At 62.2% G+C, this 24,105-nt stretch carries 27 protein-coding genes and 2 pseudogenes; 20 read left to right on the top strand and 9 right to left on the bottom strand.

Annotation, left to right across the window (positions count from 1 at the left end; genetic code table 11):
• The first annotated feature begins 208 nt into the window (after positions 1–208).
• On the top strand, positions 209–1,240 hold the full coding sequence (gene rfaD, locus MRBLPB4O_RS14095) for an ADP-glyceromanno-heptose 6-epimerase (protein WP_341795575.1): 1,032 nt from the start codon (positions 209–211) through the stop codon (positions 1,238–1,240).
• Positions 1,241–1,479: 239 nt separating this feature from the next.
• Here rfaD and MRBLPB4O_RS14090 read toward each other — a convergent pair whose 3' ends face one another.
• On the bottom strand, positions 1,480–2,367 hold the full coding sequence (locus MRBLPB4O_RS14090) for a MerR family transcriptional regulator (protein WP_341795574.1): 888 nt from the start codon (positions 2,365–2,367) through the stop codon (positions 1,480–1,482).
• Between the two features lie 154 nt (positions 2,368–2,521).
• Here MRBLPB4O_RS14090 and MRBLPB4O_RS14085 point away from each other — a divergent pair, with 154 nt between their 5' ends.
• The 7 genes and pseudogenes from MRBLPB4O_RS14085 (at position 2,522) to MRBLPB4O_RS14055 (ending at position 7,202) form a co-directional block, all read left to right on the top strand.
• The gene (locus MRBLPB4O_RS14085; RefSeq protein ID WP_016499701.1) at positions 2,522–2,968 is read left to right on the top strand and encodes a PAS domain S-box protein; all 447 of its coding nucleotides are present in this window, start codon (positions 2,522–2,524) and stop codon (positions 2,966–2,968) included.
• A gap of 102 nt (positions 2,969–3,070) precedes the next feature.
• Positions 3,071–3,229, top strand: a pseudogene (locus MRBLPB4O_RS14080) (nuclear transport factor 2 family protein); the annotation flags it as partial.
• Positions 3,219–3,417, top strand: a pseudogene (locus tag MRBLPB4O_RS14075) (short-chain dehydrogenase); the annotation flags it as partial. The pseudogenes MRBLPB4O_RS14080 and MRBLPB4O_RS14075, both read left to right, overlap by 11 nt.
• Before the next feature lie 6 nt (positions 3,418–3,423).
• On the top strand, positions 3,424–4,671 hold the full coding sequence (locus MRBLPB4O_RS14070; protein WP_341795573.1) for an FAD-dependent oxidoreductase: 1,248 nt from the start codon (positions 3,424–3,426) through the stop codon (positions 4,669–4,671).
• Complete coding sequence (locus tag MRBLPB4O_RS14065; protein WP_341795572.1) at positions 4,668–5,477, top strand: DUF1365 domain-containing protein; 810 nt, start codon at positions 4,668–4,670, stop codon at positions 5,475–5,477. Before MRBLPB4O_RS14070 ends, MRBLPB4O_RS14065 begins: the two co-directional genes overlap by 4 nt.
• Complete coding sequence (locus MRBLPB4O_RS14060; protein ID WP_341795571.1) at positions 5,452–6,714, top strand: cyclopropane-fatty-acyl-phospholipid synthase family protein; 1,263 nt, start codon at positions 5,452–5,454, stop codon at positions 6,712–6,714. The genes MRBLPB4O_RS14065 and MRBLPB4O_RS14060 overlap by 26 nt, the downstream gene beginning before the upstream one ends.
• Complete coding sequence (locus MRBLPB4O_RS14055; RefSeq protein WP_341795570.1) at positions 6,714–7,202, top strand: DUF2878 domain-containing protein; 489 nt, start codon at positions 6,714–6,716, stop codon at positions 7,200–7,202. The genes MRBLPB4O_RS14060 and MRBLPB4O_RS14055 overlap by 1 nt, the downstream gene beginning before the upstream one ends.
• Here MRBLPB4O_RS14055 and MRBLPB4O_RS14050 read toward each other — a convergent pair.
• The 6 genes from MRBLPB4O_RS14050 to MRBLPB4O_RS14025 form a co-directional block, all read right to left on the bottom strand.
• Positions 7,140–7,322, bottom strand: a complete 183-nt coding sequence (locus MRBLPB4O_RS14050) for a DUF2256 domain-containing protein (protein ID WP_082421981.1) — start codon at positions 7,320–7,322, stop codon at positions 7,140–7,142. The two genes, MRBLPB4O_RS14055 and MRBLPB4O_RS14050, sit on opposite strands and share 63 nt — an antisense overlap.
• The gene (locus MRBLPB4O_RS14045) at positions 7,319–8,845 is read right to left on the bottom strand and encodes a cryptochrome/photolyase family protein (protein ID WP_341795569.1); all 1,527 of its coding nucleotides are present in this window, start codon (positions 8,843–8,845) and stop codon (positions 7,319–7,321) included. The genes MRBLPB4O_RS14050 and MRBLPB4O_RS14045 overlap by 4 nt, the downstream gene beginning before the upstream one ends.
• A gap of 8 nt (positions 8,846–8,853) precedes the next feature.
• Positions 8,854–9,159 (bottom strand): DUF6482 family protein, encoded by a 306-nt coding sequence (locus MRBLPB4O_RS14040; RefSeq protein WP_016499695.1) that lies wholly within the window; start codon positions 9,157–9,159, stop codon positions 8,854–8,856.
• On the bottom strand, positions 9,156–9,692 hold the full coding sequence (locus MRBLPB4O_RS14035) for a DUF3833 domain-containing protein (protein ID WP_341798883.1): 537 nt from the start codon (positions 9,690–9,692) through the stop codon (positions 9,156–9,158). The genes MRBLPB4O_RS14040 and MRBLPB4O_RS14035 overlap by 4 nt, the downstream gene beginning before the upstream one ends.
• A gap of 11 nt (positions 9,693–9,703) precedes the next feature.
• On the bottom strand, positions 9,704–10,231 hold the full coding sequence (locus MRBLPB4O_RS14030; protein ID WP_341795568.1) for a chalcone isomerase family protein: 528 nt from the start codon (positions 10,229–10,231) through the stop codon (positions 9,704–9,706).
• A 100-nt stretch (positions 10,232–10,331) separates the two neighbouring features.
• Positions 10,332–10,502: a hypothetical protein gene (locus MRBLPB4O_RS14025; protein WP_341798942.1), complete on the bottom strand. Its 171-nt coding sequence runs from the start codon at positions 10,500–10,502 to the stop codon at positions 10,332–10,334.
• 217 nt (positions 10,503–10,719) lie between these two features.
• Here MRBLPB4O_RS14025 and chrA point away from each other — a divergent pair, with 217 nt between their 5' ends.
• Positions 10,720–11,937, top strand: coding sequence for a chromate efflux transporter (gene chrA / locus MRBLPB4O_RS14020; RefSeq protein ID WP_341795567.1), 1,218 nt, complete (start codon positions 10,720–10,722; stop codon positions 11,935–11,937).
• Positions 11,938–12,039: 102 nt separating this feature from the next.
• Here the strand turns inward: chrA and paaX are convergent, their stop codons facing one another.
• Entirely contained in the window at positions 12,040–12,963 is a 924-nt protein-coding gene (paaX, locus tag MRBLPB4O_RS14015) for a phenylacetic acid degradation operon negative regulatory protein PaaX (RefSeq protein ID WP_341795566.1), read from the bottom strand.
• Positions 12,964–13,040: 77 nt separating this feature from the next.
• On the bottom strand, positions 13,041–13,640 hold the full coding sequence (gene paaY / locus MRBLPB4O_RS14010) for a phenylacetic acid degradation protein PaaY (RefSeq protein WP_016499682.1): 600 nt from the start codon (positions 13,638–13,640) through the stop codon (positions 13,041–13,043).
• A 353-nt stretch (positions 13,641–13,993) separates the two neighbouring features.
• On the opposite strand from paaY, the gene paaF reads away from it, so the two are divergent.
• The 11 genes from paaF to paaE all read left to right on the top strand — a co-directional run bounded on the left by paaF (position 13,994) and on the right by paaE (position 24,091).
• Complete coding sequence (gene paaF, locus MRBLPB4O_RS14005; RefSeq protein WP_341795565.1) at positions 13,994–14,767, top strand: 2,3-dehydroadipyl-CoA hydratase PaaF; 774 nt, start codon at positions 13,994–13,996, stop codon at positions 14,765–14,767.
• Between the two features lie 34 nt (positions 14,768–14,801).
• Complete coding sequence (gene paaG, locus MRBLPB4O_RS14000) at positions 14,802–15,593, top strand: 2-(1,2-epoxy-1,2-dihydrophenyl)acetyl-CoA isomerase PaaG (protein ID WP_049277884.1); 792 nt, start codon at positions 14,802–14,804, stop codon at positions 15,591–15,593.
• Between the two features lie 2 nt (positions 15,594–15,595).
• A complete protein-coding gene (gene paaH / locus MRBLPB4O_RS13995) occupies positions 15,596–17,113 on the top strand; it encodes a 3-hydroxyacyl-CoA dehydrogenase PaaH (RefSeq protein ID WP_341795564.1) in 1,518 nt (505 codons plus the stop codon).
• A complete protein-coding gene (gene paaI / locus MRBLPB4O_RS13990; protein ID WP_341795563.1) occupies positions 17,106–17,546 on the top strand; it encodes a hydroxyphenylacetyl-CoA thioesterase PaaI in 441 nt (146 codons plus the stop codon). Before paaH ends, paaI begins: the two co-directional genes overlap by 8 nt.
• Positions 17,539–18,759, top strand: coding sequence for a 3-oxoadipyl-CoA thiolase (pcaF, locus tag MRBLPB4O_RS13985; protein WP_341795562.1), 1,221 nt, complete (start codon positions 17,539–17,541; stop codon positions 18,757–18,759). The genes paaI and pcaF overlap by 8 nt, the downstream gene beginning before the upstream one ends.
• A 121-nt stretch (positions 18,760–18,880) precedes the next feature.
• Positions 18,881–20,200 carry a phenylacetate--CoA ligase PaaK gene (gene paaK / locus MRBLPB4O_RS13980; protein WP_341795561.1) on the top strand — a complete coding sequence of 440 codons (1,320 nt, stop codon included), beginning with the start codon at positions 18,881–18,883 and terminating at the stop codon, positions 20,198–20,200.
• 215 nt (positions 20,201–20,415) lie between these two features.
• A complete protein-coding gene (paaA, locus tag MRBLPB4O_RS13975; RefSeq protein ID WP_049276226.1) occupies positions 20,416–21,405 on the top strand; it encodes a 1,2-phenylacetyl-CoA epoxidase subunit PaaA in 990 nt (329 codons plus the stop codon).
• A 25-nt stretch (positions 21,406–21,430) separates the two neighbouring features.
• A complete protein-coding gene (gene paaB, locus MRBLPB4O_RS13970) occupies positions 21,431–21,712 on the top strand; it encodes a 1,2-phenylacetyl-CoA epoxidase subunit PaaB (RefSeq protein WP_004374528.1) in 282 nt (93 codons plus the stop codon).
• A gap of 8 nt (positions 21,713–21,720) precedes the next feature.
• Entirely contained in the window at positions 21,721–22,479 is a 759-nt protein-coding gene (gene paaC / locus MRBLPB4O_RS13965) for a 1,2-phenylacetyl-CoA epoxidase subunit PaaC (RefSeq protein WP_341795560.1), read from the top strand.
• Positions 22,466–22,999: a 1,2-phenylacetyl-CoA epoxidase subunit PaaD gene (paaD, locus tag MRBLPB4O_RS13960; RefSeq protein ID WP_258911890.1), complete on the top strand. Its 534-nt coding sequence runs from the start codon at positions 22,466–22,468 to the stop codon at positions 22,997–22,999. The genes paaC and paaD overlap by 14 nt, the downstream gene beginning before the upstream one ends.
• Positions 23,000–23,014: 15 nt before the next feature.
• Entirely contained in the window at positions 23,015–24,091 is a 1,077-nt protein-coding gene (gene paaE / locus MRBLPB4O_RS13955) for a 1,2-phenylacetyl-CoA epoxidase subunit PaaE (protein WP_341795559.1), read from the top strand.
• Positions 24,092–24,105: the final 14 nt, after the last annotated feature.

The raw sequence follows: 24,105 nt of genomic DNA, 5'->3' as shown, positions 1-24,105 counted from the left end.
ACCACAGGGGTATCTGCCCGACATCAGATTTAACATAATATGCATTATCCGAACATTCGTATTTTAGCGCTGCACCGTGGTTGCCCAGATGGTGAGCCTGCTCAAGGCCCTCATGCGTCGAACCCGGTTCATTCGTTGACCCAGGTTAAGGTTGGCTCTCGTTCCCTTGATTAAAATGCGGGCACCGTACCCTCACGGGGAATCTGTCATGACCATCATCGTAACCGGTGCCGCAGGATTCATTGGTAGCAATCTCGTACAGGCGCTCAACCAGCGCAACGAAACCGAGATCATCGCCGTCGACGATCTGACCGATGGCGACAAATTCCGCAACCTGGCCGACTGTGAAATTGCCGACTACCTGGACAAGGACGATTTTCTCGATCGCTTTGCTTGTGGTGAGTTTGGAAGCGTGCGTGCTGTGCTGCACCAGGGTGCGTGTTCAAGCACCGTCGAAGCTGATGGTCGTTTCATGATGGATAACAACTACCGGTTCAGCCGTGAATTGCTGGCGTCTGCGCAGCAACAACGGGTCCCGCTTTTATATGCGTCATCGGCAGCTGTGTATGGCGCCGGGCAGGATTTTCGCGAACAACGTGAGTGTGAGCGCCCGCTAAACGTCTATGGCTATTCCAAGTTCCTGTTTGATCAACAGGTACGCCGGCAGTTGATGACAGCAAGCAGCCAGGTCGTCGGCTTGCGTTATTTCAACGTCTACGGGCCCCATGAACAGCATAAAGGTGCGATGGCGTCAGTGGCCCTGCACTGCTTCAACCAGTACCAGTCCCATGGAAAAGTCAGCCTGTTCGGCAGTTATGGTGACTATCCCGGCGGTGGCCATCTGCGTGATTTTGTCTCTGTGGATGATGTGGTCAAGGTCAATATGTTCTTCCTTGAGCGCCCACAGTTGAGCGGTATCTTCAATGTCGGCAGTGGTCGCGCCCAGCCGTTCAATGACGTTGCCTTGGCTGTGATCAATCGGCTGCGTGAGCAACAAGACCAATCGCCCTTGTCACTTGAGATTGCCTTGCTTGAGGGGGTGCTTGAGTACAGCGAATTTCCTGATCATTTGCGTGGCAAATACCAGTGCTACACCTGTGCTGACCTGGAGCGCTTACGCGCTGCCGGTTACCATTCACCCACATTGACCGTCCAGCAAGGCGTGGCGCGCTACTGCGACTGGTTGCAGGGTATCAAAAGCCCGCCGCCTGCTCCGTTCAAACAGGCGGCGGAAGCTTGATATTGCTTGCACCAACAAAAAACCAGTGATTATATCTCTGCATTGTTCATTGTTTGGACGATAATTGCTGATAACTACACTAAATAGACATTTAGTGTAGTTATTGAAGTGCTGTTCTTCAGGAAGCTTACGAGCCATCTGCCCTACTCTTCACGACCTCAAATTAAACAACCCGCGTTCGGGCTGATTGCCGAAAGTGGCGAGGTTCAGGCATGACGGCAAAGGGACAAGCCCCTCGGTCAAACGTCAAGAGCACCGCGGTGCAAGGCGTTCAGCATGCGCGAGGCGTCGGCGCCCCCCTCGTCCAGCAGGCATAGCGGGATTCCGCTCAGGGCGGGTTGCGAATCGACCAGCCCTTCGCCTATCAGGGCCAGCGGGCACGCGATTTCCATCTGCAACGACCGCAAGCGCTTGGCCAAGCCGGGTCCCACCGGCACCTGGACTTTTATCACCAGTGCCGCAGGCTGCATGGCCGCACACACGATGGGTAGCTCTTCAAGTGGCTGCCCGCAACCGAGCACCTCGATACGCTGTAGCTCACTGCTCAACAGTAGCGCGGCGCACAACACACTGAGTTCGGCTTGCCCCTCGCTACCGGCTAGCAAAACCTGCGGCGCATCGACCTGGTTCACCTGCAGACGCAGCAGCAAGCGGGCGCGCAGGAAAGTGTCGAGAAACAACCACTGGCTGCGCTGGCCTGGCGCAGTGCCTGAAGCCAGGTCATGCCACACTGGCATCAGCACTTCACGCAGCACGGTGGCCTTGGGCAAGAGTGTGAACAACTGACCATGGATCCCTTCCAGTGCCGGCCGATCGAATGCCTTGGTTGCGCGCACAACGGCCGCGCGCCAATCGTCAAAGGCCGAATGCTGCTGCACAGACGCCTCAGGCTGGGCTGCGAGCAGATCACCGACCTTGCTGACGGACAGGCCGCTTGCTGTCCAGCGCAAGATGTCGCGTATGCGCTGTACATCCCGCGCCGTGTAAAGTCGGTGGCCACCCTCGGTGCGCTGCGGACGTATCAACCCATGCCGCCGCTCCCAGGCACGCAGGGTCACCGGATTGATGCCGGTCAAGCTGACAACATCGCGCATAGGTAGCAAATCGGGTGGGGTAGCGTCAGTCATAACGAGGGGATATCCGAGTGGTAGGCCATTCTAAACCCATATGCACCTTCTGCGGCGAGCCTCCTTGGTCCATCATGCAACAAACAGCGCCGATACCTTCTGCACAGAAGCTACGCTGCGCATATCGCATACAAAACGCCTGTAGGTGGGCCCTATGATCACCGCGAAACTCCTGCAACTGATGGTCGAGCATTCCAACGATGGCATCGTCGTCGCCGAGCAGGAAGGCACTGAAAGCATCCTGATTTACGCCAACCCCGCCTTCGAGCGCCTGACCGGCTATTGCGCCGACGATATCCTCTATCAGGACTGCCGTTTTCTTCAGGGCGAAGATCATGACCAGGCGGGCGTGGCAACCATCCGCGAGGCGATCCGCGAAGGCCGCCCCTGCTGCCAGGTGCTTCGCAACTACCGCAAGGACGGGAGCCTGTTCTGGAATGAGTTGTCCATCACGCCCGTGTACAACGAAGCGGACCAGCTGACGTACTACATCGGCATTCAGCGCGACGTCACCGCGCAGATATGCGCCGAGGAGAAAGTACGCGCGCTGGAGGCTGAAGTGGCTGAATTGCGCCGGCAACTGGGACAGATAGAGCATTGACAAAAACCTATACAAGATCGTCTTTCTGTATAGATTAATGCTTGGCTTTCAGCTATACCTGTACAACAAACAACTTTTGTACAGGATTTCCTGGGGCCCAGCATGCCAGCGTACCTACAGCAATTCGTCGTGCGCCTCGCCAGGCTCGATGGGGCTAACATCGACACGCGGGAAAAACTGTACGACGAGCTAAGACCACGGCAAGGCTATCTGCGCTGGACGCTGCAGTTTTGCCACCCACGCCTGGCCCGCGGTCACCCTGGTCAGCCCTGGCTTCGTCGACACGCCACTCATACGTCGCAACGATTTCCCCACGCGGCTGCCCTGCCCCGCCCCTGGAAATCAACTGTCCCGGTCTTTTCACATTGGTGTTGCGCCTGTCAGGGGCGCTACCCGCGCGCCTGCGCTTGGCACTCGGCCAACGCCTCGCCCGTCATGAACAGGAATGATGATCCATGCGTATCGCAATCATCGGCAGTGGCATCGCGGGGCTGACCTGCGCCCACCTGCTGTCACGCAAGCATGAAGTCACGGTTTTCGAAGCCGAGCAATGGATTGGAGGGCACACGCACACCCTCGATGTGGTCTGGAAGGGCCAGCGCCATGCAATAGATACCGGCTTCATCGTTTTCAACGACTGGACCTACCCCAACTTCATACGCTTGCTCGACCAGCTCAAGGTCACCTCGCAACCGACCGAAATGAGTTTTTCCGTGCATGATCCGGTCATTGGCCTGGAGTACAACGGTCACGATCTGAACACACTGTTTGCTCAACGCCGTAACCTGGTGTCGCCAGGTTTCTGGGGCATGATAAGGGATATTCTGCGCTTCAACCGCCAGGCGCTGGCCGATCTGGACAACCAGCGAATCGATACAGATACCACCTTGGGCGCCTACCTTCAGACACAGCGCTACGGGCAGCGCTTCATCGACCACTATATCGTGCCGATGGGGTCTGCGATCTGGTCGATGTCCCGCGCCGACATGCTCCATTTCCCCCTTGAGTTCTTTGTCCGTTTCTGTCGCAACCACGGCTTGCTGTCGGTCAACCAACGGCCACAGTGGCGGGTGGTTGAAGGCGGTTCACGCAGCTATGTCGCGCCGCTGTGCAGACCGTTTGCTGAACGCATACGCCTCAACTGCAAGGTATCCCGGGTCAGCCGCGACGAGGGAGGCGTGACTCTGGTGAGCGCGGCCGGCACCGAACGCTTCGACAATGTGGTGTTCGCCTGCCACAGCGACCAGGCTCTTGCGGTATTGGAAACCCCAACCATGCTGGAGCGCGCTGTACTCAGCGCCATTGGCTACGCCAGCAACGATGTGGTGCTGCACACCGATACCCGCCTGCTGCCACGCCGCAAGAGCGCCTGGGCCAGCTGGAACTACCGCCTGGGCGGCCCCGAGCAGGCTCCCGCCGCGCTGACCTACAACATGAACATCCTGCAAGGAATCCAGGCACCGACAACCTTCTGCGTGAGCCTCAACCAGACCGCGCTGATAGACCCGGCGCAGGTGATCGCGCGCTTCCAGTATGCCCATCCGCAGTACAGCATTGCCGCGTCCGCCGCACAGGCGTGCCAGGCACAACTGCAGGGTCAGCAGCACAGTTACTTCTGTGGCGCTTACTGGGGAAACGGCTTTCATGAGGACGGGGTAGTCAGCGCGCTGAAGGTGGCTGCGCACTTCGGAGAGCAATTGTGAACAGCAGCCTTTGTCTGGGCTGGATCAGTCACCGTCGGCTGACCCCGCGGTGCCATGCTTTCCGTTACCGGATTGGCATGTTCTACGTGGACCTGGACGAACAAGCCTGGCTGATGGGCCTGTCACGCTGGCTGGGGCGCTGGCGCCTCGCACCGCTGTGCTGGCGCGAGACCGACTACCTGCCAGCGCAGACCCGCCACGGCAAAACCCTGGCACAGGCCGCTCGCTTGCTGGTGTGTCAGGCCACTGGGCATATGCCCGAAGGCCCGGTACGGCTGCTCACGCAACTGCGTTGCTGGGGGCTGTCGTTCAATCCGGTGAGCTTCTATTTCTGCCACGACCGCGACGGCTGCCTGACCGCAATCCTGATGGAGGTGCGCAACACCCCGTGGCGTGAGCGTTTTCATTACGTACTGCCGGTGCAAGAAAACCTTGCCAAGCAGTTCACCGTGGCCAAGGCCTTCCATGTTTCACCGTTCATGCCGGTAGACATGGACTATCACCTGCGCTTTTTCCTGAGCGCAGACCATGTACGCATCCACATGCAGAACTGGCGGGACGGCCGCAAGGTGTTCGAGGCCGACCTCGCCCTGCACCGTCAACCACTGGATGGAACCGCACTACGTCGATATGTCATGACCTTCCCATGGATGAGTCTGCGCACTGTCTCGGCCATCTACTGGCAAGCGCTACGCCTGCTACTCAAACGCACCCCCGTGCATGACCACACCACCAGCCAGAATGACCTGGCGCTGGGCCAACCTTGCGAGGACCCTGATGATGTCAAATCCCACACTGAGCGTTAGCAAGTTCGCAGGCCTTGCGCCCTTGCTCGGCGGTCTGGCACGAAGCGCCGTGCTCGCCCAGCTGGGCAAGCTTCGCCACGGCCACCTGCGCCTGCTCTGCCACGGGCAGCAGTGGAGTTTCGGTGATGTCGACAGCCCGTTGCAGGCCGAGGTGGAGATCCTCGATGACGCCTCCTGGAGCCTGATCGCCGGCAATGGTTCGATCGGTGCTGGCGAGGCCTACATCCACGGCTATTGGCGAAGCCCCGACCTGGCGCTGGTGACCCGCCTGTTCGTCGCCAACCTTGAAGTGCTCGACGCGCTCGAGGGTGGCCTGGCTCGTTTCGGCCGCCCTGCCCTGCGCCTTCTGCACCGGCTCAACCGCAACAACAAACGCGGTGCCCGGCGCAATATTCTGGCCCATTACGATTTGGGCAATGCCCTGTTCGAGCGGCTGCTGGACCCCACCATGATGTATTCAGCGGCCCAATTCGAACATGCTGGGCAAACACTGGAGCACGCCCAGTTGCGCAAGCTGGAGCGCATCTGCCAGAAACTTGAACTGCACCCCGACGATCACCTGCTGGAAATTGGCAGCGGCTGGGGCAGCCTGGCAATCCACGCAGCCACCCGTTACGGCTGCAGGGTCACCACCACAACGCTCTCCGATGCCCAGTACAGCCATACCCTGGCGCGTGTTCAAGCCTTGGGGCTTGAGCTGCGCGTGAAGGTGCTGCGCGAAGACTACCGCGACCTGCAAGGCACCTTCGACAAACTGGTTTCGATCGAAATGATCGAGGCAGTCGGCCATCGTTACCTGCCTGCGTATTTCCGCCAGTGTGCCTCGCTGCTCAAGCCCGACGGCCTGATGCTGCTGCAGGCGATCACCATCCGCGACCAGCGCTATGCCCAGGCGCGGCGCTCTGTCGACTTCATTCAACGTTATATTTTCCCAGGTGGCGCCCTGCCTTCGCTAAGCGTGTTGCTCGACACCGCCAGCCGGCACACCGCACTCAACCTCGTGCACATGGAGGACTTCGGCCAGGACTATGCCCTCACCCTGCAGCACTGGCGTGAAAACCTGCGCCTGGCGCGCACAGCACTGACGGACCTGGGCTACGACGACATGTTCCAGCGCCTGTGGGAGTTCTACCTGTGTTACTGCCAGGGCGGTTTCGAGGAACGCACTATCGGCGTTGCACACCTGCTGTGGGCAGCGCCACTGGCGCGTCGCGCTCCATTGCCTGACGGTGCCTGATGCCTGGGCGCTGGCTCGTCGCCAATGCCGTCTGGTTACAGGCAGGCTGGTGGATCTGCGTGCTAGGCGCCGAACGCCCCTGGCTATTGCTGCTGGTGATTGCAGGTGTGGTGGTGCACCTGCGCCTGTGCCCGGATGTTAACGCCGAGGTCAAGGCGCTGTTGCGCGTCACCTTGGCCGGGTGTGTGCTCGATAGCACGCTGGGGGCGCTGGGCGTGTTCGGTTTCGACGCCTGGCCGCTGCCACTGTGGCTGGCGCTGCTGTGGCTGGTGCTGGCCAGCGGCATGCGCCACAGCCTGGCATGGGCCGGCAGGCACTGGCAGCTCGGTGCGCTGCTGGGCGCATTGGGTGGTCCCTTGGCCTACGTAGGCGGCGCAAGGGTTGCACAAGTCGCCCTGCCGTTGGGCACGCTGGAAACCGGCCTGCTACTGATGCCGATCTGGGCCTTGGCCCTGCCCCTGCTCGCGCGCCTCGCGGCGCGGCGCTGACCTGCGGCATCGCTCGGAGCAGTAGCGCACCTGCTCCCAACAGCGTGCCCAGCGCTTGCGCCAGTTGAACGGCCGACCACACACCACGCACACCTTGCTGGGCAAAAGACTCTTTTTCATAGCGGCTGCTGCGCATCGAGCTGCGCCAACAGCGCCTGGCCACGCTGCCACACGGCGTCGCGCCGGCTAGCCGTCATGGCATCCAGGCTGCGATACACCAGGGTCAAACGCGGGTTCGTCGACAGCAGCGGACGATGGCGGATGAGAAAATGCCAGTACAGGGCATTGAACGGGCAGGCATCGTCCTCCATCACATGATCGACCTTGTAACTGCAAGCCTTGCAATGATCGGACATGCGCTGGATGTATCGACCACTGGCGCAGTACGGCTTGGACCCCAGGTAGCCGCCGTCGGCGTGCATCACCATGCCGAGCGTGTTGGGCAGCTCGACCCAGTCGAAGGCATCCATGTACACCGCCAGGTACCACTCGCAAATCGCGGTGGGCACGATACCGGCCAGCAAGGCGAAGTTGCCGGTCACCATCAGTCGCTGGATATGGTGCGCGTAGCCCAACCGCAGGGTCTGGCCGATGGCTTGCTCCATGCAGCGCATGCGGGTGCGCCCGGTCCAATAGAATTCAGGTAACGCTCGGTCGTTGCCCAGGTGATTGAGCCCGGCATACTCCGGCATGCGCAGCCAGTAGATACCGTGCACATACTCGCGCCAGCCGATCAACTGGCGAATGAAGCCTTCAGCTGCATTAAGCGGCACCCGCCCCTCGCGCCAGGCCTGGTCGACCTCCTCACACAGACATCGCACATCCAGAAGCCCGATGTTGAGCGCCGCACTGATGCGCGCATGGAACAGGTATGGCTCGCCCTCGGCCATCGCGTCCTGGTAGTCGCCGAATGCCGCCAGGCCAAAATCCAGAAAATGCTGCCACAGTTGTTGTGCCTCGGCATGGGTCACGGGGTAGTCAAAGCCGTCGATGTCCCCGTAGTGGTCGCTGAAGCGCCGACGGACCAGGGCGACCACCGCTGCCGTGATCCCGTCCTGCGCGAAATGCGCAGCGAACGGCCCACGTAACTGGCGAGGTAATGGCTTGCGGTTGTCACCATCAAAATTCCAGGCCCCACCTGCCGGGCTGCCGTCGGGCTCCATAAGCAGGCCGGTTCGCTTGCGCATGCCACGGTAGAAGTGCTCCATACGCAGTTGACGACGCTCATGGGCCCAGCGCGCAAAAGCCTCCCGGGAGCACAGAAAACGCGTGTCGCGATGCCACACGAGGGGCAATGCGGCATCACGCAAAGCCTGCTCCAGGCGCCACTCTCCGCACTCGGTCAGGTGAATGTGCGTGGCGCCCAAGGTGTGTTGCCAGCGGTGCAACTCGCCAACGATGCTGCCGCTATTGCCATAAGCATCGAGCTCGACATAATGCACCTGCCAACCCCGCTCACGCAGGGCCTGGGCAAAGTGCCGCATGGCGCTGAATATAAGCACGATCTTGAGCGGATGATGCGGCACGTAGCGGGCTTCACCCTCCACCTCCGCCATCAGAACAGCATCGCGGGCGGGGTCAAGGGCAGCCAGGCTCGCCAGGTCGAACGACAGCTGGTCACCCAGCACAAGGCCCAGGCGCATCGTTCAGGCTACCATTGGCTGGTGAGCGTTACCGGTACGCGCAGCGGCGCAATGGGGCCGTCACGTTGCCCGCACATCTCATCATGCACCACCTGCTGTACCAGCATGCAGGGCACGGTTGGCAGGTCGGCCAACAGCTGCCGTAGCTCGGTAGTGGAGCGCACGCGAACGGGCTGCCCATGGGCATCGCTCAATGTCACAGGGCCGGCGTCGGTCAAGGCACGCAGGAGGTAGAAGCCACCCTCCAGCGACAGCAGTTCAAGTTCCTTTGCTTCGCCGGTCGAGACCAGCTGGGTAAGCGCGATCAGGTTCATGGTGTGCCCTCTGGCAGGCGGCGGAAGAACAGGGTGATCTGGCCGATTTCAACGCCCAGCTTGCTCATGCTTGAACGGTTGATCAGCGTGTCGTCATCCATGAGGTACATCCAGTCGTCCAGGTCTACCTGCCAGTGCCGCCCGTCAACTGGCAGGTCCAACTGGTACCGCCATCGCAGCGCGTTACCCGCCACTTCGCCGCGCGCCTCGCCGATCACGTCCCCAGCGGTACCCCGCCAGCGGCCAGGGCCGTCTGGCACCAGTGTCCAGGTCCGCTGCTGGCGAGTGCCATCGCTGTAGAGAAAATGTTCGTCGAGGATCAGCCGCTCGCCTTCGCGGCGGCTGTCGATCCGTACGTGGAAGCGCTTGACCACTTCCCCGGAACGCTTCTGGAACATCCCCCAGGCCTGCACCGGTCGCGAGAAGAATGCAGCCAGGTCCAGTTTCGGTTGCTCCTTGGCATAGTGCTCGACACCGACATTGCCACAGCTGCCCAGAAGCAGGCAGGACACCAGCAACAGCACTTTGTACATGTTCATGTTCCTCAGTCGTTGCCAGCCAGCCCAAGCAGGCGCTGGCGCAGTTGTGTATCCCGGGCTCCGGGGTCGAGCCAGATGGCAAAAAACGCCCTGGCAAAGACCGGGTCGGCGATTTCGCGGCTGAATTTACCGTCGACGTAAAAGCGGCAGCCCTGCCCCGGCAGGTACAAGCCGGTAATGCGCATGCCGGGGCGCACATCCACGAATGCCTCTTCAATCCCGCGGGTCCACGCCGTGCGTTGTTGCGGCGTTATGCTGCCACCGTTGAGGCGGCGCATTTCCTCGAGGCTGGCCTGTACCAAGGTGTCCCTGGACAAGGAACGGTGGTAGAGGAGCTCAAGGGCGAATGGCTGGTTCCAGTCATGAACTTGCCCTGCTGTCCATAATTGCGCTGTATACAAACGCAGACCAAACCAGGTGAACTCACCACTCCCAAGCCGTTGCGCCCCAGGCAGCTCCGCCCTCCAGCCCGCCACCGCCGAAAAGGCAGCCAGTAGCAGACAGAGGCAAGCCCAACGAGCACGGTGCGCCATACTGACCTCGATCACGCGTAAATACTGTACAACGATAGCATCTTGTATAGATATTGCGCTAATACTGCATAGATTTTTCATGCGCAGCGCCAGATTTCGCTCACCCCACCATCTGGGTGGTGAAGAGCATGACCGCCCAGGCCACGGCAACCGAGTCTGGGGTTGCGTTGCGCCGAATACGGAAGACAGTCAGCGCCCCCAGAGGCAGGCGTGTGACACAAAGGCCCAGCACCATGGACAAGACGGTAGCAACGGTAGGGAGATCGCTCATGCTGCCTCTTGCTGATCACGACTCTGGACAGCGTAGGTGGCGAACACCAAAATTCGCACAAATGAGTACGGGTAGTCAGGGGGGCTTGGCGCAAGATCTTCAGTGCCTGGGAATACGGGCGCCGCGCGGTCGGCGCAGGATTTACGCGCTACGACAGGCCTCATGGCAGGCTGTCCGAACTAAAAAACCACAGCGTCACTAGCCCAAGGAGCCTGCCGTGTCAGAACACACTCACTGCGGCGTGAAGCCCAGCGACTCTGCCTGGTCGGTGTTTTTGGTGTTCTTGCGCCTGGGGCTGACGTCTTTCGGTGGCCCCATCGCGCATCTGGGTTACTTTCGTGAAGCATTTGTCGCGCGCCGCCAGTGGCTCAGTGAGCGCAGTTATGCCGAGCTGGTCGCCGTGTGCCAACTGCTTCCCGGCCCCGCCAGCAGCCAGGTCGGCATTGCTCTGGGCCTTTCACGGGCGGGGTTCGCGGGCGCTGTCGCCGCGTGGGCAGGGTTCACATTGCCATCGGCCATCCTGTTGACGCTGTGTGCTCAGGGCCTGGGTGCATGGGGAGGTGGCGCCCCAAGTGGCCTGTTGCACGGCCTGAAAATCGTCGCAGTCGCCGTGGTGGCCCAGGCGGTGTGGGGCATGGCACGTAGCCTTTGCACCGATGTTGCACGGGTAACCATCGCCCTGCTCGCTGCCTGTACCGCGCTGTTGTTACCCAACGCAATCGGGCAAATAGCCGTGATCTCAGGCTCGGCCATCACAGGCTTGATCCTGCTCAAGCCTCCGGGCTCCCCTGCAGGGGAAGAGCTGCCGTTTTCAGTCAGCCGAAAGGCCGGGCTGGCTGCGCTGGTAGTGTTCTTTGCCTTGTTGATCGGCTTGCCGCTATTGACCCGCATCTGGCCCTCGCAAGCACTGGCAATGGTCAACGCCTTTTATAGCGCAGGCTCACTGGTATTCGGCGGCGGCCATGTGGTTCTACCGTTGCTTGAGTCGGCCACAGTAGCCAATGGCTGGGTCGCAAATGACACCTTTCTGGCAGGTTATGGCCTGGCGCAGGCCATACCGGGCCCACTCTTCACGTTTGCAGCCTTTCTGGGCGCCTCGATGAGCGTGCAGCCATCCGGCTGGGTGGGCGCGACCGTTGGCATTCTCGCCATTTTCACCCCCTCCTTCCTGTTGGTGATCGGTGTGGTTCCCTTCTGGGAAACACTGCGGCGCAGCGCCCGCAGCCAGTCAGCGCTTGCCGGGGTAAACGCCGGCGTGGTCGGACTTCTGCTGGCTGCCTTGTACCAACCGGTGTGGACGAGCGCCATCGCCAAGCCAGCAGACTTGGCATGGGCGCTGATCGCCTTGATGGCCCTGATGTTCTGGAAGTGGCCGGCATGGTTGGTTGTCCTGGGCTGCGGCGTGTTCGGTTGGCTGCTCAGCAGCACCTTCTAGAGGCCGTTGAGACAGTATTGGGCAGCTCACTACAAAGGAAGCGACACGACGGCAGCCAGCCCACCAGTGGCCCTGCAATTGCCCTGGCTGTAGCATTTTTGTTCAGGCCAGCCCGCCAAAGCGCTGGTAGAAACCCTCGTTCACATCCGGCAAAGGCCCGTCGGCCGTCTCCAGCGCCGCATTCAGCCACTCCTCTGCCTTGGCAAACACCAGCCGATACAGGTTACGGCACAACTGCCGCGCAGCTCTTCCCTCCCAATCCCCTGGCAGCAGCTCGTCTGGCAGTTGCGGGTCGCGCAACAGCAGGCGGCGGTACTCGTGAATCAGCAGGGTGCGCGCCAGGAAGCAATCTTGCGCATCGAGCAATTGCTGCTCTTTCAGGCTCTGCCACAGCGGCCTGAACAGCTGGATGAACTCCCTGTACTGCTGCCCCAACTCATCGATACGCCAGCTCTCCCGCACCTGGGCGCGCATGGCCTTGGACGCGAGCACTTCCTGGGTGTGGGTTTCGAAGACGATACTGTCGTCGCTGGCTTCCAGGTCACGCAAGGTTGCGGTCAGATCAGCGCGGTCTGCCCGTGGGCAGCCAAGCAGGTTCGGCGCCATGGCGCCAAACCCCTGCCATTCCAGCTCTTCACGCAAGGCCTTGCGCTTGGCGGCCTCAAGCTGCGACAGCAACACCAGCGTCCAGGCGCCATCCCAGGCCGGCTGGCTCGGGCTGTAGACACGTTTGAAGGCTTTTTCGAAACGGCGGCGGCCAGTGCCCGTCAGGCTGTAGTAACTGCGTCGGCCAACCTTTTCAGCTGTGAGCCAACCCTCTTTGGTGAGGCGAAAGATCGACGTGCGGATCAGTCGTTCGTTGATGCCGATCGGCTCCAGCAGGTTGATCAGGCTACCCAGCCAGACGGTCCCCCCATGGGGCTCGATGGCATCGCCGTACAAGGTGATGATCAGTGAGCTGGCGCGGATTGGCGTCTGCTCCTGAAAGCGAGTGATCAGGTTGTTCAGTGGGGCAAGATTGCTCATGGGCGAACTGTGCGCGGATAAAGCACCGACTATACCTGTGCGGCGGGCCGCCTGACCATTGCGTGACGCTACCAGGCTCATGCCGAAGCCTGGCCTTTGGGTCGGACACCGGTATCTTCCATGCGCGGGCGCCCTGGTTCGGCTTCGGCCAATGGCGGGCATTCGACCATGCTGTTCATACAGCGCTGCGCCAGGTGCTGATACTCCGCAGTACCGCGCTGCTTCCAGGCCAACTCCTGTTCGCTCAAGGGCCGTTTGACCTGGGCCGGCGACCCCATCACCAGGCTTTGCGCTTCACATGCGAAGCCGGCTTTGACGAACGCCGTCGCCGCGACGATGCAGCGTGGTGCGACATGGGCGCCATCCATCACCACTGCGTTCATGCCGATCAAGGCGTCCTCGCCCACTTTGCAGCCGTGCAGCACAGCGCCATGACCGACATGTCCGTTTCGTTCTACCACCGTGTCGCCACCCGGAAAACCATGCATTACACAGGTGTCCTGCAAGTTGGCGCCCTCTTCCAGCACGATGCGGCCGAAATCACCCCTGAGCGATGCCAAGGGCCCTATGTAGCAACGTGGGCCGACGATGACGTCGCCAATCAGTACTGCGCTTGGGTGCACATAGGCTGTGGGGTGAACCACAGGCGTCAAGCCGTCCAGTCGATAGCAAGGCATGGAAGCTCCAGAAATGATTTGAAATGGCACCCGATCTTGTATCAAAAAATATTTGGTCGTCAATCGGCGTAGTCGTGTATCACTTCCTATTCGCTAGGCTTTCTCTGCAAAACTGGCAATAAGATCAGCGAACTCGCAATGATAATCGCCGAATACGGATTTTTCACTGCACGACAGCAACACTATAATTAGCAGGAAGAGATACGCAAAACTATTTCTAGTGTTGCATTCACGTATCACGTAATGCATATACTGCCCCCCACCTGGTCGTGATCCAGCGTCACGCCCCTGCAAACAATTCCAAGAAATGCCGGCCCCACGATGTGCCGTGCGTGCAGCCAGAGGAACCCGACATGCCGCGATATCTCGATGTGCCGGCGCCGGAAAACGGCGTTCAGCTCATTACCCTGCAACGGCCCGAGGCACTGAACGCCCTGTGTACCGAGTTACTGGCAGAGCTGGCCACTGCGCTCGACGCAGCCGCCCGGGATGACCAGATAGGCGCTGTGGTGCTCACCGGCAGCCGCAAGGCGTTCGCCGCAGGCGCTGACATCCGCGAAATGGCCGAGCGCGACCTGGTCGGCATCCTCAACGACCCTCGAGTAGCCCACTGGCAACGTATCGCCGCGTTTGCCAAGCCGCTGATTGCGGCGGTCAACGGCTACGCCCTGGGTGGCGGTTGCGAATTAGTGATGTGTGCCGACATCGTCATCGCCGGTACCGACGCCCGCTTCGGCCAGCCGGAGATCAACCTCGGCATCATCCCCGGTGCTGGCGGCACACAGCGCCTGTTGCGTGCCGTCGGCAAGCCGCTGGCCATGCAGATGGTGCTGACCGGCGAAGCCATCACCGCCCGTCACGCCCAGCAAGCCGGCCTGGTCAGCGAAATAACCCAGCCCGAATTCACCGTAGAACGCGCCATGCAGATCGCCCGCAACATCGCCGCCAAGGCGCCGCTGGCAGTGCGCCTGGCAAAAGAGGCGCTGCTCAAGGCCGGTGATACCGACCTGGCCAGTGGCCTGCGCTTCGAACGCCATGCATTCACCCTGCTGGCCGGCACCGCCGACCGTGACGAAGGCATTCGGGCCTTTCAGGAAAAGCGCCCGGCGCGCTTCCAAGGCCGCTGATCATTTACCCCTCGACTGACGGAGCGAGTCTGTCATGACTTTCCAGCACATCCTGTTTTCCATCGAGGACGGCGTCGCCTTCCTCTCCTTGAACCGCCCAGAGCAACTGAACAGCTTCAACGCCGCCATGCACCTTGAAGTGCGCGAAGCCCTCAAGCAAGTTCGCCAGAGCAGTGATGCACGGGTGCTGTTGCTGACGGCTGAGGGCCGCGGCTTTTGCGCCGGCCAGGACCTGTCCGACCGTAACGTTGCCCCAGACGCCGAGGTGCCAGACCTGGGCGAATCGATCGACAAGTTCTACAACCCGTTGGTGCGCACCCTGCGCGACCTGCCGCTGCCGGTGATCTGTGCGGTAAATGGTGTGGCCGCCGGCGCCGGTGCCAACATCCCACTGGCCTGCGACTTGGTGCTGGCCGGGCGATCGGCCAGCTTCATTCAGGCATTTTGCAAGATCGGCCTGGTGCCGGACTCTGGTGGTACCTGGTTGCTGCCGCGCCTGGTCGGCATGGCGCGGGCTAAAGCACTGGCCATGCTGGGCGAGCGGCTTGGTGCCGAACAGGCCCAGCAATGGGGGCTGATCCACCGCGTGGTGGACGATGCCGCACTGCGCGACGAAGCCCTCACCCTCGCTCGCCAGCTCGCCAGCCAGCCCACCTATGGCCTTGCGCTGATCAAGCGCAGCCTCAATGCCAGTTTCGACAACGGCTTCGATGAACAACTGGAACTCGAGCGCGACCTGCAACGCTTGGCCGGGCGCAGCGAGGACTACCGTGAAGGCGTGAGCGCCTTCATGAACAAGCGCACACCCGCATTCAAGGGGCGCTGAACATGGGCGCACTCGCAAGCACAGTGCAAGTAGCGGTGATCGGTGCCGGTGCCATGGGCGCCGGCATCGCCCAGGTCGCCGCCCAGGCCGGTCACCCGGTAAAGCTTTACGACAACCGCCCGGGGGCTGCCGCCCAGGCAGTGGCCGGTATAGAACGGCAACTCGCCCGGCTAGTGGAAAAAGGCAAGCTGCAGGCCGTAGAGCGCGAAATGATCAGCCTTCGGCTATGCCCGGTCGACACGCTCGAAGCATTGGCTGATGCCGGCCTGGTGATCGAAGCCATCGTCGAGAACCTGCAGGTCAAGCAGGCGCTCTTCAGCCAGCTAGAAGCTCTGTGCACGGCTGATTGCATCATGGCCAGCAACACTTCATCGCTGTCCATTACCAGCCTGGCTGCAGACCTTGCACGCCCACAGCAGGTGGTGGGCATGCACTTCTTCAACCCGGCACCGCTGATGGCGCTGGTCGAGGTGGTGTCAGGCCTGGCAACCGAACCGGCAGTGGCCGCGCGTATCTACGACACCGCCCAGGCCTGGGGCAAGCAGCCGGTGCAAACGCGCTCGACACCGGGCTTTATCGTCAACCGTGTGGCACGGCCTTTCTATGCCGAGAGCCTGCGCCTGCTACAGGAAGGCGCAGCGGACTGCGCCAGCCTTGATGCGCTGCTTCGCGATGCGGGTGGCTTCCGCATGGGGGCGTTCGAGCTTACCGACCTGATCGGCCACGACGTCAACTACGCCGTTACGTGCTCAGTGTTCGATGCGTTCTATGGGGACTTCCGCTTCCAGCCTTCACTGGTGCAAAAAGAGCTGGTGGATGCCGGCCGCCTCGGCCGCAAGACTGGGCAAGGCTTCTATAGCTACGCCGAAGGCGCCGAGCGCCCTGCACCGGTCGAATTGCACAGCTCCACCAAGGCCGAAGCCTGCGTTATCGAGGGGCAACTGGGTGTACTGCAGCCACTGGTCGAACGCCTGCGCCAGAACGGCATCGTCGTAACCCAGCGTGCCGGTAGCGGCGTGATCCAGGTCGGTGATGCCACCCTGGCATTGTCCGATGGCCGCCTCGCTAGCCAGCGCGCCCGTGAAGATGGCCTGCGCAACCTGGTGCTGCTCGACCTCGCGCTGGACTACAGCACTGCCTCGCGGATTGCCATCAGCTGGTCGGGCGATACCACAGAAAGCGCCCGCGACCAGGCGGTGGCGCTGCTGCAGCGGGCCGGCCTCAAGGTCACTGCGGTCGCCGACCTGCCCGGCCTGGTGGTACTGCGCACCGTGGCAATGCTCGCCAACGAGGCCGCCGATGCCGTGCTGCAGGGCGTCGGCAGCGCCGGCGACATCGACCTGGCCATGCGCGCCGGTGTCAATTACCCCTGCGGCCCGCTGGCCTGGGCGACCAACATCGGTATTGCCCACACCCTGCGCGTGCTCGACAACCTGCAGCGCAGCTATGGCGAGAGCCGCTACCGCCCTTCCCTGTTGTTACGTCGCTGCGAGGCCAAAGGAGGCACCCTGCATGACTGAACTCGAACTGGCACAAGCCTGTGCCGACGCCATGTATGCCCGCGACCCGGCCACCCAGGGCCTGGGTATCAGCCTGCTGGATGCCGGCCCGGGCCGGGCAAGCCTGCGTATGACGGTACGCGCCGACATGATCCAGGGCCACGGCACGTGCCATGGCGGGTTCCTCTTCACCCTGGCCGACTCTGCGTTTGCTTTTGCCTGTAACAGCTATGACCAGGCCACCGTGGCGCTGGGCTGCAGCATTGACTATCTGGCCCCGGCATTGCGCGATGACGTGCTCACCGCCGACGCCAGCGAGGTCAGCCGCAAAGGCCGCACCGGCCTGTACGACGTGCGCATCCACAACCAGCGCGGTGAGCTGGTGGCGATGTTCCATGGCAAATCCTACAAAGTGCGCGGCACCGTGCTGGCGCAGGAGACGCAAGATGACTGAACACACCCTCGCCGATGCCTTGATCATCGACGCCGTGCGCACCCCCATCGGCCGCTATGCCGGGGCCTTGAGCGGCGTACGTGCCGACGACCTCGCCGCCATTCCGCTGAAGGCCTTGATCCAGCGCCACCCCGAGCTTGACTGGAAAGCGATCGACGACGTGATCCTCGGCTGTGCCAACCAGGCCGGCGAAGACAACCGCAACGTGGCGCACATGGCCAGCCTTCTGGCCGGGCTGCCGATGGAAGTGCCCGGGACCACGATCAACCGACTGTGTGGTTCCGGCCTGGACGCCATCGGCAACGCGGCCCGCGCCCTGCGCTGCGGTGAAGCCGGGCTGATGCTGGCTGGCGGCGTAGAGTCGATGTCGCGTGCACCCTTCGTGATGGGTAAGTCGGAGCAGGCGTTCGGCCGCGCAGCGGAGTCGTTCGACACCACCATCGGTTGGCGCTTCGTCAACCCACTGATGAAGGCTGCCTACGGCACCGATTCGATGCCGGAAACTGCCGAGAACGTGGCTGAACAGTTTGGCATTTCCCGCGTCGATCAGGATGCCTTCGCCCTGCGCAGCCAGCACAAGGCGGCTGCAGCTCAGGCCTGCGGCCGCCTGGCGCAAGAAATCGTACCGGTCGAGATCCCGCAGCGTAAAGGACCGGCCAAACGGGTGGAGCACGACGAGCATCCGCGCGGCGACACGACGCTGGAACAACTGGCCCGCCTCGGCACGCCATTCCGTGAGGGCGGTAGCGTCACCGCCGGCAATGCCTCCGGCGTCAACGACGGCGCCTGTGCACTGCTGCTGGCCAGCAGCGCCGCTGCCCGGCGCCATGGCCTGAAAGCCCGCGGTCGTATCGTCGGCATGGCGGTGGCCGGCGTTGAGCCACGGCTGATGGGCATCGGCCCGGTACCCGCAACCCGGAAGGTGCTTGGGCTTACGGGATTGTCGTTGGCCGACCTGGACGTCATCGAACTCAACGAAGCGTTCGCCGCCCAGGGCTTGGCAGTGTTGCGCGAGCTGGGCCTGGCCGACGACGACCCCCGGGTCAACCGCAACGGCGGAGCCATCGCCCTCGGCCATCCACTGGGCATGAGTGGTGCCCGTCTGGTTACAACCGCCCTCCACGAGCTGGAAGTAACCGCCGGGCGCTATGCCCTTTGCACCATGTGCATCGGGGTTGGCCAAGGCATAGCCATGGTCATCGAGCGCCTCTGAGCGGGTCAGACCATCAGCCTGTTACCGAACCGAACGCAGCCGTATATGCTGCGCTCATGACACTCACCGCGTGGCTTGCAACCGCTGGCGCGCGGCGTACAAGAACAATTCGAGTGAAGCCATGAACATGTACCATGATGCCGACCGTGCCCTGTTGGACCCGATGGAAACCGCCAGTGTCGACGCCCTGCGCCAGCACCAGCTGGAGCGCCTGCGCTGGAGCCTGAAGCACGCCTACGACAATGTGCCGCTGTACCGCCAGCGCTTTGCCGAATGCGGCGCCCACCCCGACGACCTCACGTGCCTGGAAGACCTGGCGAAGTTCCCCTTCACCGGCAAGAACGACCTGCGCGACAACTACCCCTACGGGATGTTCGCCGTCCCCCAGGAAGAGGTGGTGCGCCTGCATGCTTCCAGCGGCACCACCGGCAAGCCGACGGTGGTCGGTTACACCCAGAATGACATCAACACCTGGGCCAACGTCGTGGCGCGCTCGATCCGTGCGGCCGGCGGACGCAAGGGCGACAAGGTGCATGTTTCCTACGGCTATGGGCTTTTCACTGGCGGGCTTGGTGCGCACTACGGCGCCGAGCGCCTGGGCTGTACGGTAATCCCGATGTCGGGTGGCCAGACCGAGAAGCAGGTGCAGCTGATCCGCGACTTTCAGCCCGACATCATCATGGTCACACCGTCCTACATGCTCAACCTGGCCGACGAGATTGAGCGCCAGGGCATCGAGCCGCATGACCTCAAGCTACGCCTGGGCATTTTCGGTGCCGAACCTTGGACCGATGAACTACGCCGCTCGATCGAGCAGCGCCTGGGCATCAATGCCCTCGACATCTATGGTTTGTCGGAAATCATGGGCCCCGGGGTGGCCATGGAATGCATCGAAACCAAGGACGGCCCGACCATATGGGAAGACCACTTCTACCCCGAAATCATCGACCCGGTCACCGGCGAAGTATTGCCAGACGGTCAGCTGGGCGAACTGGTGTTCACGTCGCTAAGCAAAGAGGCGCTGCCGATGGTGCGCTACCGCACCCGTGACCTCACCCGCCTGCTGCCCGGCACCGCCAGGCCGATGCGGCGGATCGGCAAGATCACCGGGCGCAGTGACGACATGCTGATCATTCGCGGCGTCAATGTGTTCCCGACCCAGATCGAGGAACAGGTATTAAAAATAAAACAACTTTCCGAGATGTATGAGGTTCATTTGTATCGCAACGGCAACCTGGACAGCGTAGAGGTGCATGTTGAGTTGCGTGCGGAGTGCCAGCAACTCGATGAAGGCCAGCGCAAGCTGGTTATCGGGGAGCTGAGCAAACAGATCAAGACCTACATCGGCATCAGCACCCAGGTGCACCTGCAGCCTTGCGGCACGCTCAAGCGTTCCGAGGGCAAGGCGTGCCACGTGTACGACAAACGGTTGGCCAGCTGATTCATTCGGCTGCCTTTTCGGCCCCGGCATAGTCCGGGGCTTTTTTTTGCGTTTTATGCGCGCTTGCAGGTGCCGCGCAACCCCTGTGGGAGCGGGTTTACCCGCGAAGAGGCCGAAAAGCGATACACAAATCTTATCTGATACACCTAATACTGTTTGACGTTATGTTTTGTATCGCTTACAAATGACTCATGCCTTAGCAGGAGTCGCACCACATGTACGCACAGCTAGTGGAAACCGGAGTCAAGCGCGTCAAGTCGCTGGAAGAAATGTCCCCCGAGGAACGCAACTTCCAGGAAAAGATCGACGCCGAAATCAAGATCGAAGCCAAGAACTGGATGCCCGAGGCCTACCGCCAGACCTTGATCCGGCAGATTTCCCAGCACGCCCACTCGGAAATCGTCGGCATGCTGCCCGAAGGTAACTGGGTCACCCGCGCGCCTAGCCTCAAGCGCAAGCTGCAACTGATGGCAAAGATCCAGGACGAGGCCGGCCACGGCCTGTACCTGTACAGCGCCATGGAGACCCTGGGCGCCGACCGCGACGAGGAGATCGCCAAGCTGCACAGCGGCAAGGCGAAGTATTCGAGCATCTTCAACTACCCCACCCTCAGCTGGGCCGACATGGGCGCAGTGGGCTGGCTGGTGGATGGGGCCGCAATCGTCAACCAGGTGGTGCTGCAGCGCACCTCCTATGGCCCCTACTCCCGCGCAATGGTCCGTATCTGCAAGGAAGAGAGCTTTCACCAGCGCCAGGGCTACGAAATCCTCCTGACCATGATGCGTCACGGCACACAGGCCCAGCGCGACATGGTCCAGGACGCGATCAATCGCCTGTGGTGGCCATCGCTGATGATGTTCGGCCCCAGCGACGAACACTCCCCGAACAGCGCACAGTCCATGGCCTGGAAGATCAAGCGCCAGACCAACGATGAACTGCGCCAGCGTTTCATCGACCAGACCGTGCCGCAGCTCGAACTGCTCGGCTGCACCGCCCCCGACCCGGAACTGAAGTGGAACGCCGAGCGCGGTCACTACGACTTCGGCGAAATCCAGTGGGACGAGTTCTACGAAGTGATCAAGGGCAACGGCCCGTGCAACCAGGAACGTGTCGCCACCCGCCGCAAAGCCATCGAGGACGGCGCCTGGGTACGCGAGGCCGCCGTGGCCTACGCGCGCAAGCAACAGAACAAGAACGCCGCCTGAGCGGCGATTGATGCGGAGATCGAAAATGTCTGTCTGGACCCTCTACGAAGTGTTCGTGCGCAGCAAGCACGGCCTTAACCACAAGCATGTCGGCAGCGTGCACGCCGCCGATGCCGCCATGGCCATCGAAAATGCCCGCGAGCTGTACACCCGCCGCAGCGAGGGCGTCAGCCTGTGGGTGGTGCCTTCGGCGCTGATCACCGCCTCCTCCCCCGACGAGAAAGACCCGCTGTTCGCTCCTTCGGACGACAAGGTTTACCGCCATGCCAGCTTCTACGAGCTGCCCGATGAAGTCGGACACATGTGAGGTTGGCCATGCACAACGAAGCCCTGATCCCTTACCTGTTGCTGCTCGGCGACAGTGCCCTGGTCCAAGGCCAGCGCCTCTGCGAATGGTGTGGCCACGCCCCTGCCATCGAAGAAGAGCTGGCCCTGATGAACGTTGGCCTCGACCTGGTCGGCCAGGCGCGCAACTGGCTGGAATACGCAGCCGAAGTGCTTGACGACGGTCGCGACGCCGACGCCCTGGCCTTCCGCCGAGACGAGCGCGCCTACCGCAACCTGCTGCTGGTCGAGCAACCCAACGGTGATTTCGCCGTGACCATGACCAAGCAGTTCCTCTACGACGCCTGGCACTTCGCCGTGCTACAGGGCTTGGTCGGGTCCCGCGACGAGCGTATCGCCGGTATCGCCGCCAAGGCACTCAAGGAAGTCACCTACCACCTGCGCCGTTCCAGCGAGTGGGTACAGCGCATGGGGGGCGGTACAGAAGAAAGCCGCCAACGCATGCTCGCCGCCATTCCGGCACTGTGGCGCTTCACCGTCGAACTGACGGCCGCCAGCGACAACGAGGTGCGGTTGGCCGAAGCGGGTATTGCCGCCGCCCCGGCAACTGTGGGTGCCGCGTGGCTCAAACAGGTGAGCGAGACTTTCGCTTCGGTTGAGCTGCCGCTGCCCAAGGCCGCCAGCCACTTCTACCTGGACAGTCGCAAAGGCCTGCACACCGAGCACCTGGGCCTGCTGCTGGCCGAGATGCAGTTCCTGCCAAGGGCTTACCCCGATGCAACCTGGTGAGCTGATTGCCGGCGACCGTGGCGCGCGGCCGCCACGCGGCGACGACCTGGCCCGGGCCTGGGAGGTCCTTGCCCAGGTCATGGACCCCGAAGTGCCAGTGGTCAGCGTGGTCGACCTGGGAATAGTCCGCGACCTCGACTGGCGCGCCGGCCACCTGCACCTGGTGGTCACGCCGACCTACTCCGGCTGCCCGGCCACCGAGGTGATCGAGGGTGATATCCGCCAGGCGCTGGAGCAGGCGGGCTTCCCCGCACCGGATCTTGAGCGCCGGTTGACCCCGGCCTGGAGCACCGACTGGATCAGCGAGCTGGGCCGCGAGCGCCTGCGCCTCTACGGCATCGCTCCGCCGCAAGGCAGCGCCAGCAAGCGCAGCCTGCTAGGAGAAGCACCCCAGGTGTGCTGCCCGCAGTGCGGCAGCGCCCATACCGAATTGCTCAGCCAGTTCGGTTCCACCGCTTGCAAGGCGCTGTACCGCTGCCGCGAGTGCCTGGAGCCGTTCGACTATTTCAAATGCATTTGAGCCGTGGAGAACGCCATGAGCCAGTTTCACAGCCTGACCATCAAGCAAGTGCGCAACGAAACCCGTGATGCGGTTTCGATTGCCTTCGACGTGCCCGAGCACCTGCAGGCGCAGTTCCGCTTTACCCAGGGCCAGTACCTGGTCATGCGCACGCAACTGGACAACGAAGAGGTCCGCCGCTCTTACTCTATCTGCAGCGCCGTGCAGGACGGCGAGCTCCGCGTGGCCGTCAAGCGCGTGCCAGGCGGGCGTTTCTCGGCGTTTGCCAACGAAGTGCTCAAGGCCGGCCAGCAACTGGAGGTGATGCCGCCAGCGGGCAGCTTCTTCGTGCCGCTGGACGCTGCCCGCCAGGGCAATTACCTGGGCGTGGCCGCTGGTAGCGGCATTACCCCAATCCTGTCGATTATTGGCACCACCCTGGACAGTGAGCCGCACAGCCGCTTCACCTTGCTGTACGGCAACCGCTCCAGCTCTGGCGCGCTGTTCCGCGACAAGCTCGAGGACCTGAAAAACCGCTACCTCGACCGGCTGAACCTGATTTTCGTGTTCAGCCGCGAGCAGCAGGATGTCGACCTGTACAACGGTCGCATCGATGCCGACAAGTGCGGCCAGCTGTTCTCCCGTTGGCTGGATGTGCCAGGCCTGGACGCCGCCTTCATCTGCGGGCCCCAGGCGATGACCGAAACCGTACGTGACAGCCTGCAGGCCAATGGCCTGGGCAAGGAGCGCATCCACTTCGAGCTGTTCGCCGCCGCCGGCAGCGAAACCCGCCGCGAAGCCCGTGAGGCCGCGCGCCAGGTAGATTCCGCGCGCAGCCACATCACCGTGATCAGCGACGGCCGTGCCCTCACCTTCGACTTGCCACGCAACACCCAGAACGTGCTGGACGCCGGCAACGCCATCGGTGCCGAGCTGCCCTACTCGTGCAAGGCCGGCGTGTGCTCGACCTGCAAGTGCCGGGTGATCGAGGGCGAAGTGGAAATGGACAGCAACCATGCCTTGGAAGACTACGAAGTGGCAGCCGGGTATGTGCTGTCGTGCCAGACCTACCCGGTGAGCGACACGGTGGTGCTCGACTTCGACCAGCTTTAAGACCGCGCCGCCTG

This window comes from Pseudomonas sp. LPB4.O (assembly GCF_038383825.1).
GTDB classification, from domain to species: Bacteria; Pseudomonadota; Gammaproteobacteria; order Pseudomonadales; family Pseudomonadaceae; genus Aquipseudomonas; species Aquipseudomonas putida.
This window is presented reverse-complemented; position numbering and strand designations above follow the sequence as displayed.

Excerpts from the sequence above, each read along its gene's own strand:
- paaI (WP_341795563.1), top strand. The coding sequence starts at position 17,106 with ATGACTGAACTCGAACTGGCACAAGCCTGTGCCGACGCCATGTATGCC.
- MRBLPB4O_RS14070 (WP_341795573.1), top strand. The coding sequence starts at position 3,424 with ATGCGTATCGCAATCATCGGCAGTGGCATCGCGGGGCTGACCTGCGCC.
- rfaD (WP_341795575.1), top strand. The coding sequence starts at position 209 with ATGACCATCATCGTAACCGGTGCCGCAGGATTCATTGGTAGCAATCTC.
- paaB (WP_004374528.1), top strand. The coding sequence starts at position 21,431 with ATGTCTGTCTGGACCCTCTACGAAGTGTTCGTGCGCAGCAAGCACGGC.
- paaF (WP_341795565.1), top strand. The coding sequence starts at position 13,994 with ATGCCGCGATATCTCGATGTGCCGGCGCCGGAAAACGGCGTTCAGCTC.
- MRBLPB4O_RS14025 (WP_341798942.1), bottom strand. The coding sequence starts at position 10,502 with ATGAGCGATCTCCCTACCGTTGCTACCGTCTTGTCCATGGTGCTGGGC.
- paaX (WP_341795566.1), bottom strand. The coding sequence starts at position 12,963 with ATGAGCAATCTTGCCCCACTGAACAACCTGATCACTCGCTTTCAGGAG.
- paaD (WP_258911890.1), top strand. The coding sequence starts at position 22,466 with ATGCAACCTGGTGAGCTGATTGCCGGCGACCGTGGCGCGCGGCCGCCA.
- MRBLPB4O_RS14055 (WP_341795570.1), top strand. The coding sequence starts at position 6,714 with ATGCCTGGGCGCTGGCTCGTCGCCAATGCCGTCTGGTTACAGGCAGGC.
- paaY (WP_016499682.1), bottom strand. The coding sequence starts at position 13,640 with ATGCCTTGCTATCGACTGGACGGCTTGACGCCTGTGGTTCACCCCACA.
- pcaF (WP_341795562.1), top strand. The coding sequence starts at position 17,539 with ATGACTGAACACACCCTCGCCGATGCCTTGATCATCGACGCCGTGCGC.
- paaC (WP_341795560.1), top strand. The coding sequence starts at position 21,721 with ATGCACAACGAAGCCCTGATCCCTTACCTGTTGCTGCTCGGCGACAGT.
- MRBLPB4O_RS14040 (WP_016499695.1), bottom strand. The coding sequence starts at position 9,159 with ATGAACCTGATCGCGCTTACCCAGCTGGTCTCGACCGGCGAAGCAAAG.
- MRBLPB4O_RS14030 (WP_341795568.1), bottom strand. The coding sequence starts at position 10,231 with ATGGCGCACCGTGCTCGTTGGGCTTGCCTCTGTCTGCTACTGGCTGCC.
- MRBLPB4O_RS14090 (WP_341795574.1), bottom strand. The coding sequence starts at position 2,367 with ATGACTGACGCTACCCCACCCGATTTGCTACCTATGCGCGATGTTGTC.
- paaE (WP_341795559.1), top strand. The coding sequence starts at position 23,015 with ATGAGCCAGTTTCACAGCCTGACCATCAAGCAAGTGCGCAACGAAACC.
- MRBLPB4O_RS14085 (WP_016499701.1), top strand. The coding sequence starts at position 2,522 with ATGATCACCGCGAAACTCCTGCAACTGATGGTCGAGCATTCCAACGAT.
- paaK (WP_341795561.1), top strand. The coding sequence starts at position 18,881 with ATGAACATGTACCATGATGCCGACCGTGCCCTGTTGGACCCGATGGAA.
- paaA (WP_049276226.1), top strand. The coding sequence starts at position 20,416 with ATGTACGCACAGCTAGTGGAAACCGGAGTCAAGCGCGTCAAGTCGCTG.
- paaG (WP_049277884.1), top strand. The coding sequence starts at position 14,802 with ATGACTTTCCAGCACATCCTGTTTTCCATCGAGGACGGCGTCGCCTTC.
- MRBLPB4O_RS14045 (WP_341795569.1), bottom strand. The coding sequence starts at position 8,845 with ATGCGCCTGGGCCTTGTGCTGGGTGACCAGCTGTCGTTCGACCTGGCG.
- MRBLPB4O_RS14060 (WP_341795571.1), top strand. The coding sequence starts at position 5,452 with ATGTCAAATCCCACACTGAGCGTTAGCAAGTTCGCAGGCCTTGCGCCC.
- MRBLPB4O_RS14050 (WP_082421981.1), bottom strand. The coding sequence starts at position 7,322 with ATGAAAAAGAGTCTTTTGCCCAGCAAGGTGTGCGTGGTGTGTGGTCGG.
- MRBLPB4O_RS14035 (WP_341798883.1), bottom strand. The coding sequence starts at position 9,692 with ATGTACAAAGTGCTGTTGCTGGTGTCCTGCCTGCTTCTGGGCAGCTGT.
- paaH (WP_341795564.1), top strand. The coding sequence starts at position 15,596 with ATGGGCGCACTCGCAAGCACAGTGCAAGTAGCGGTGATCGGTGCCGGT.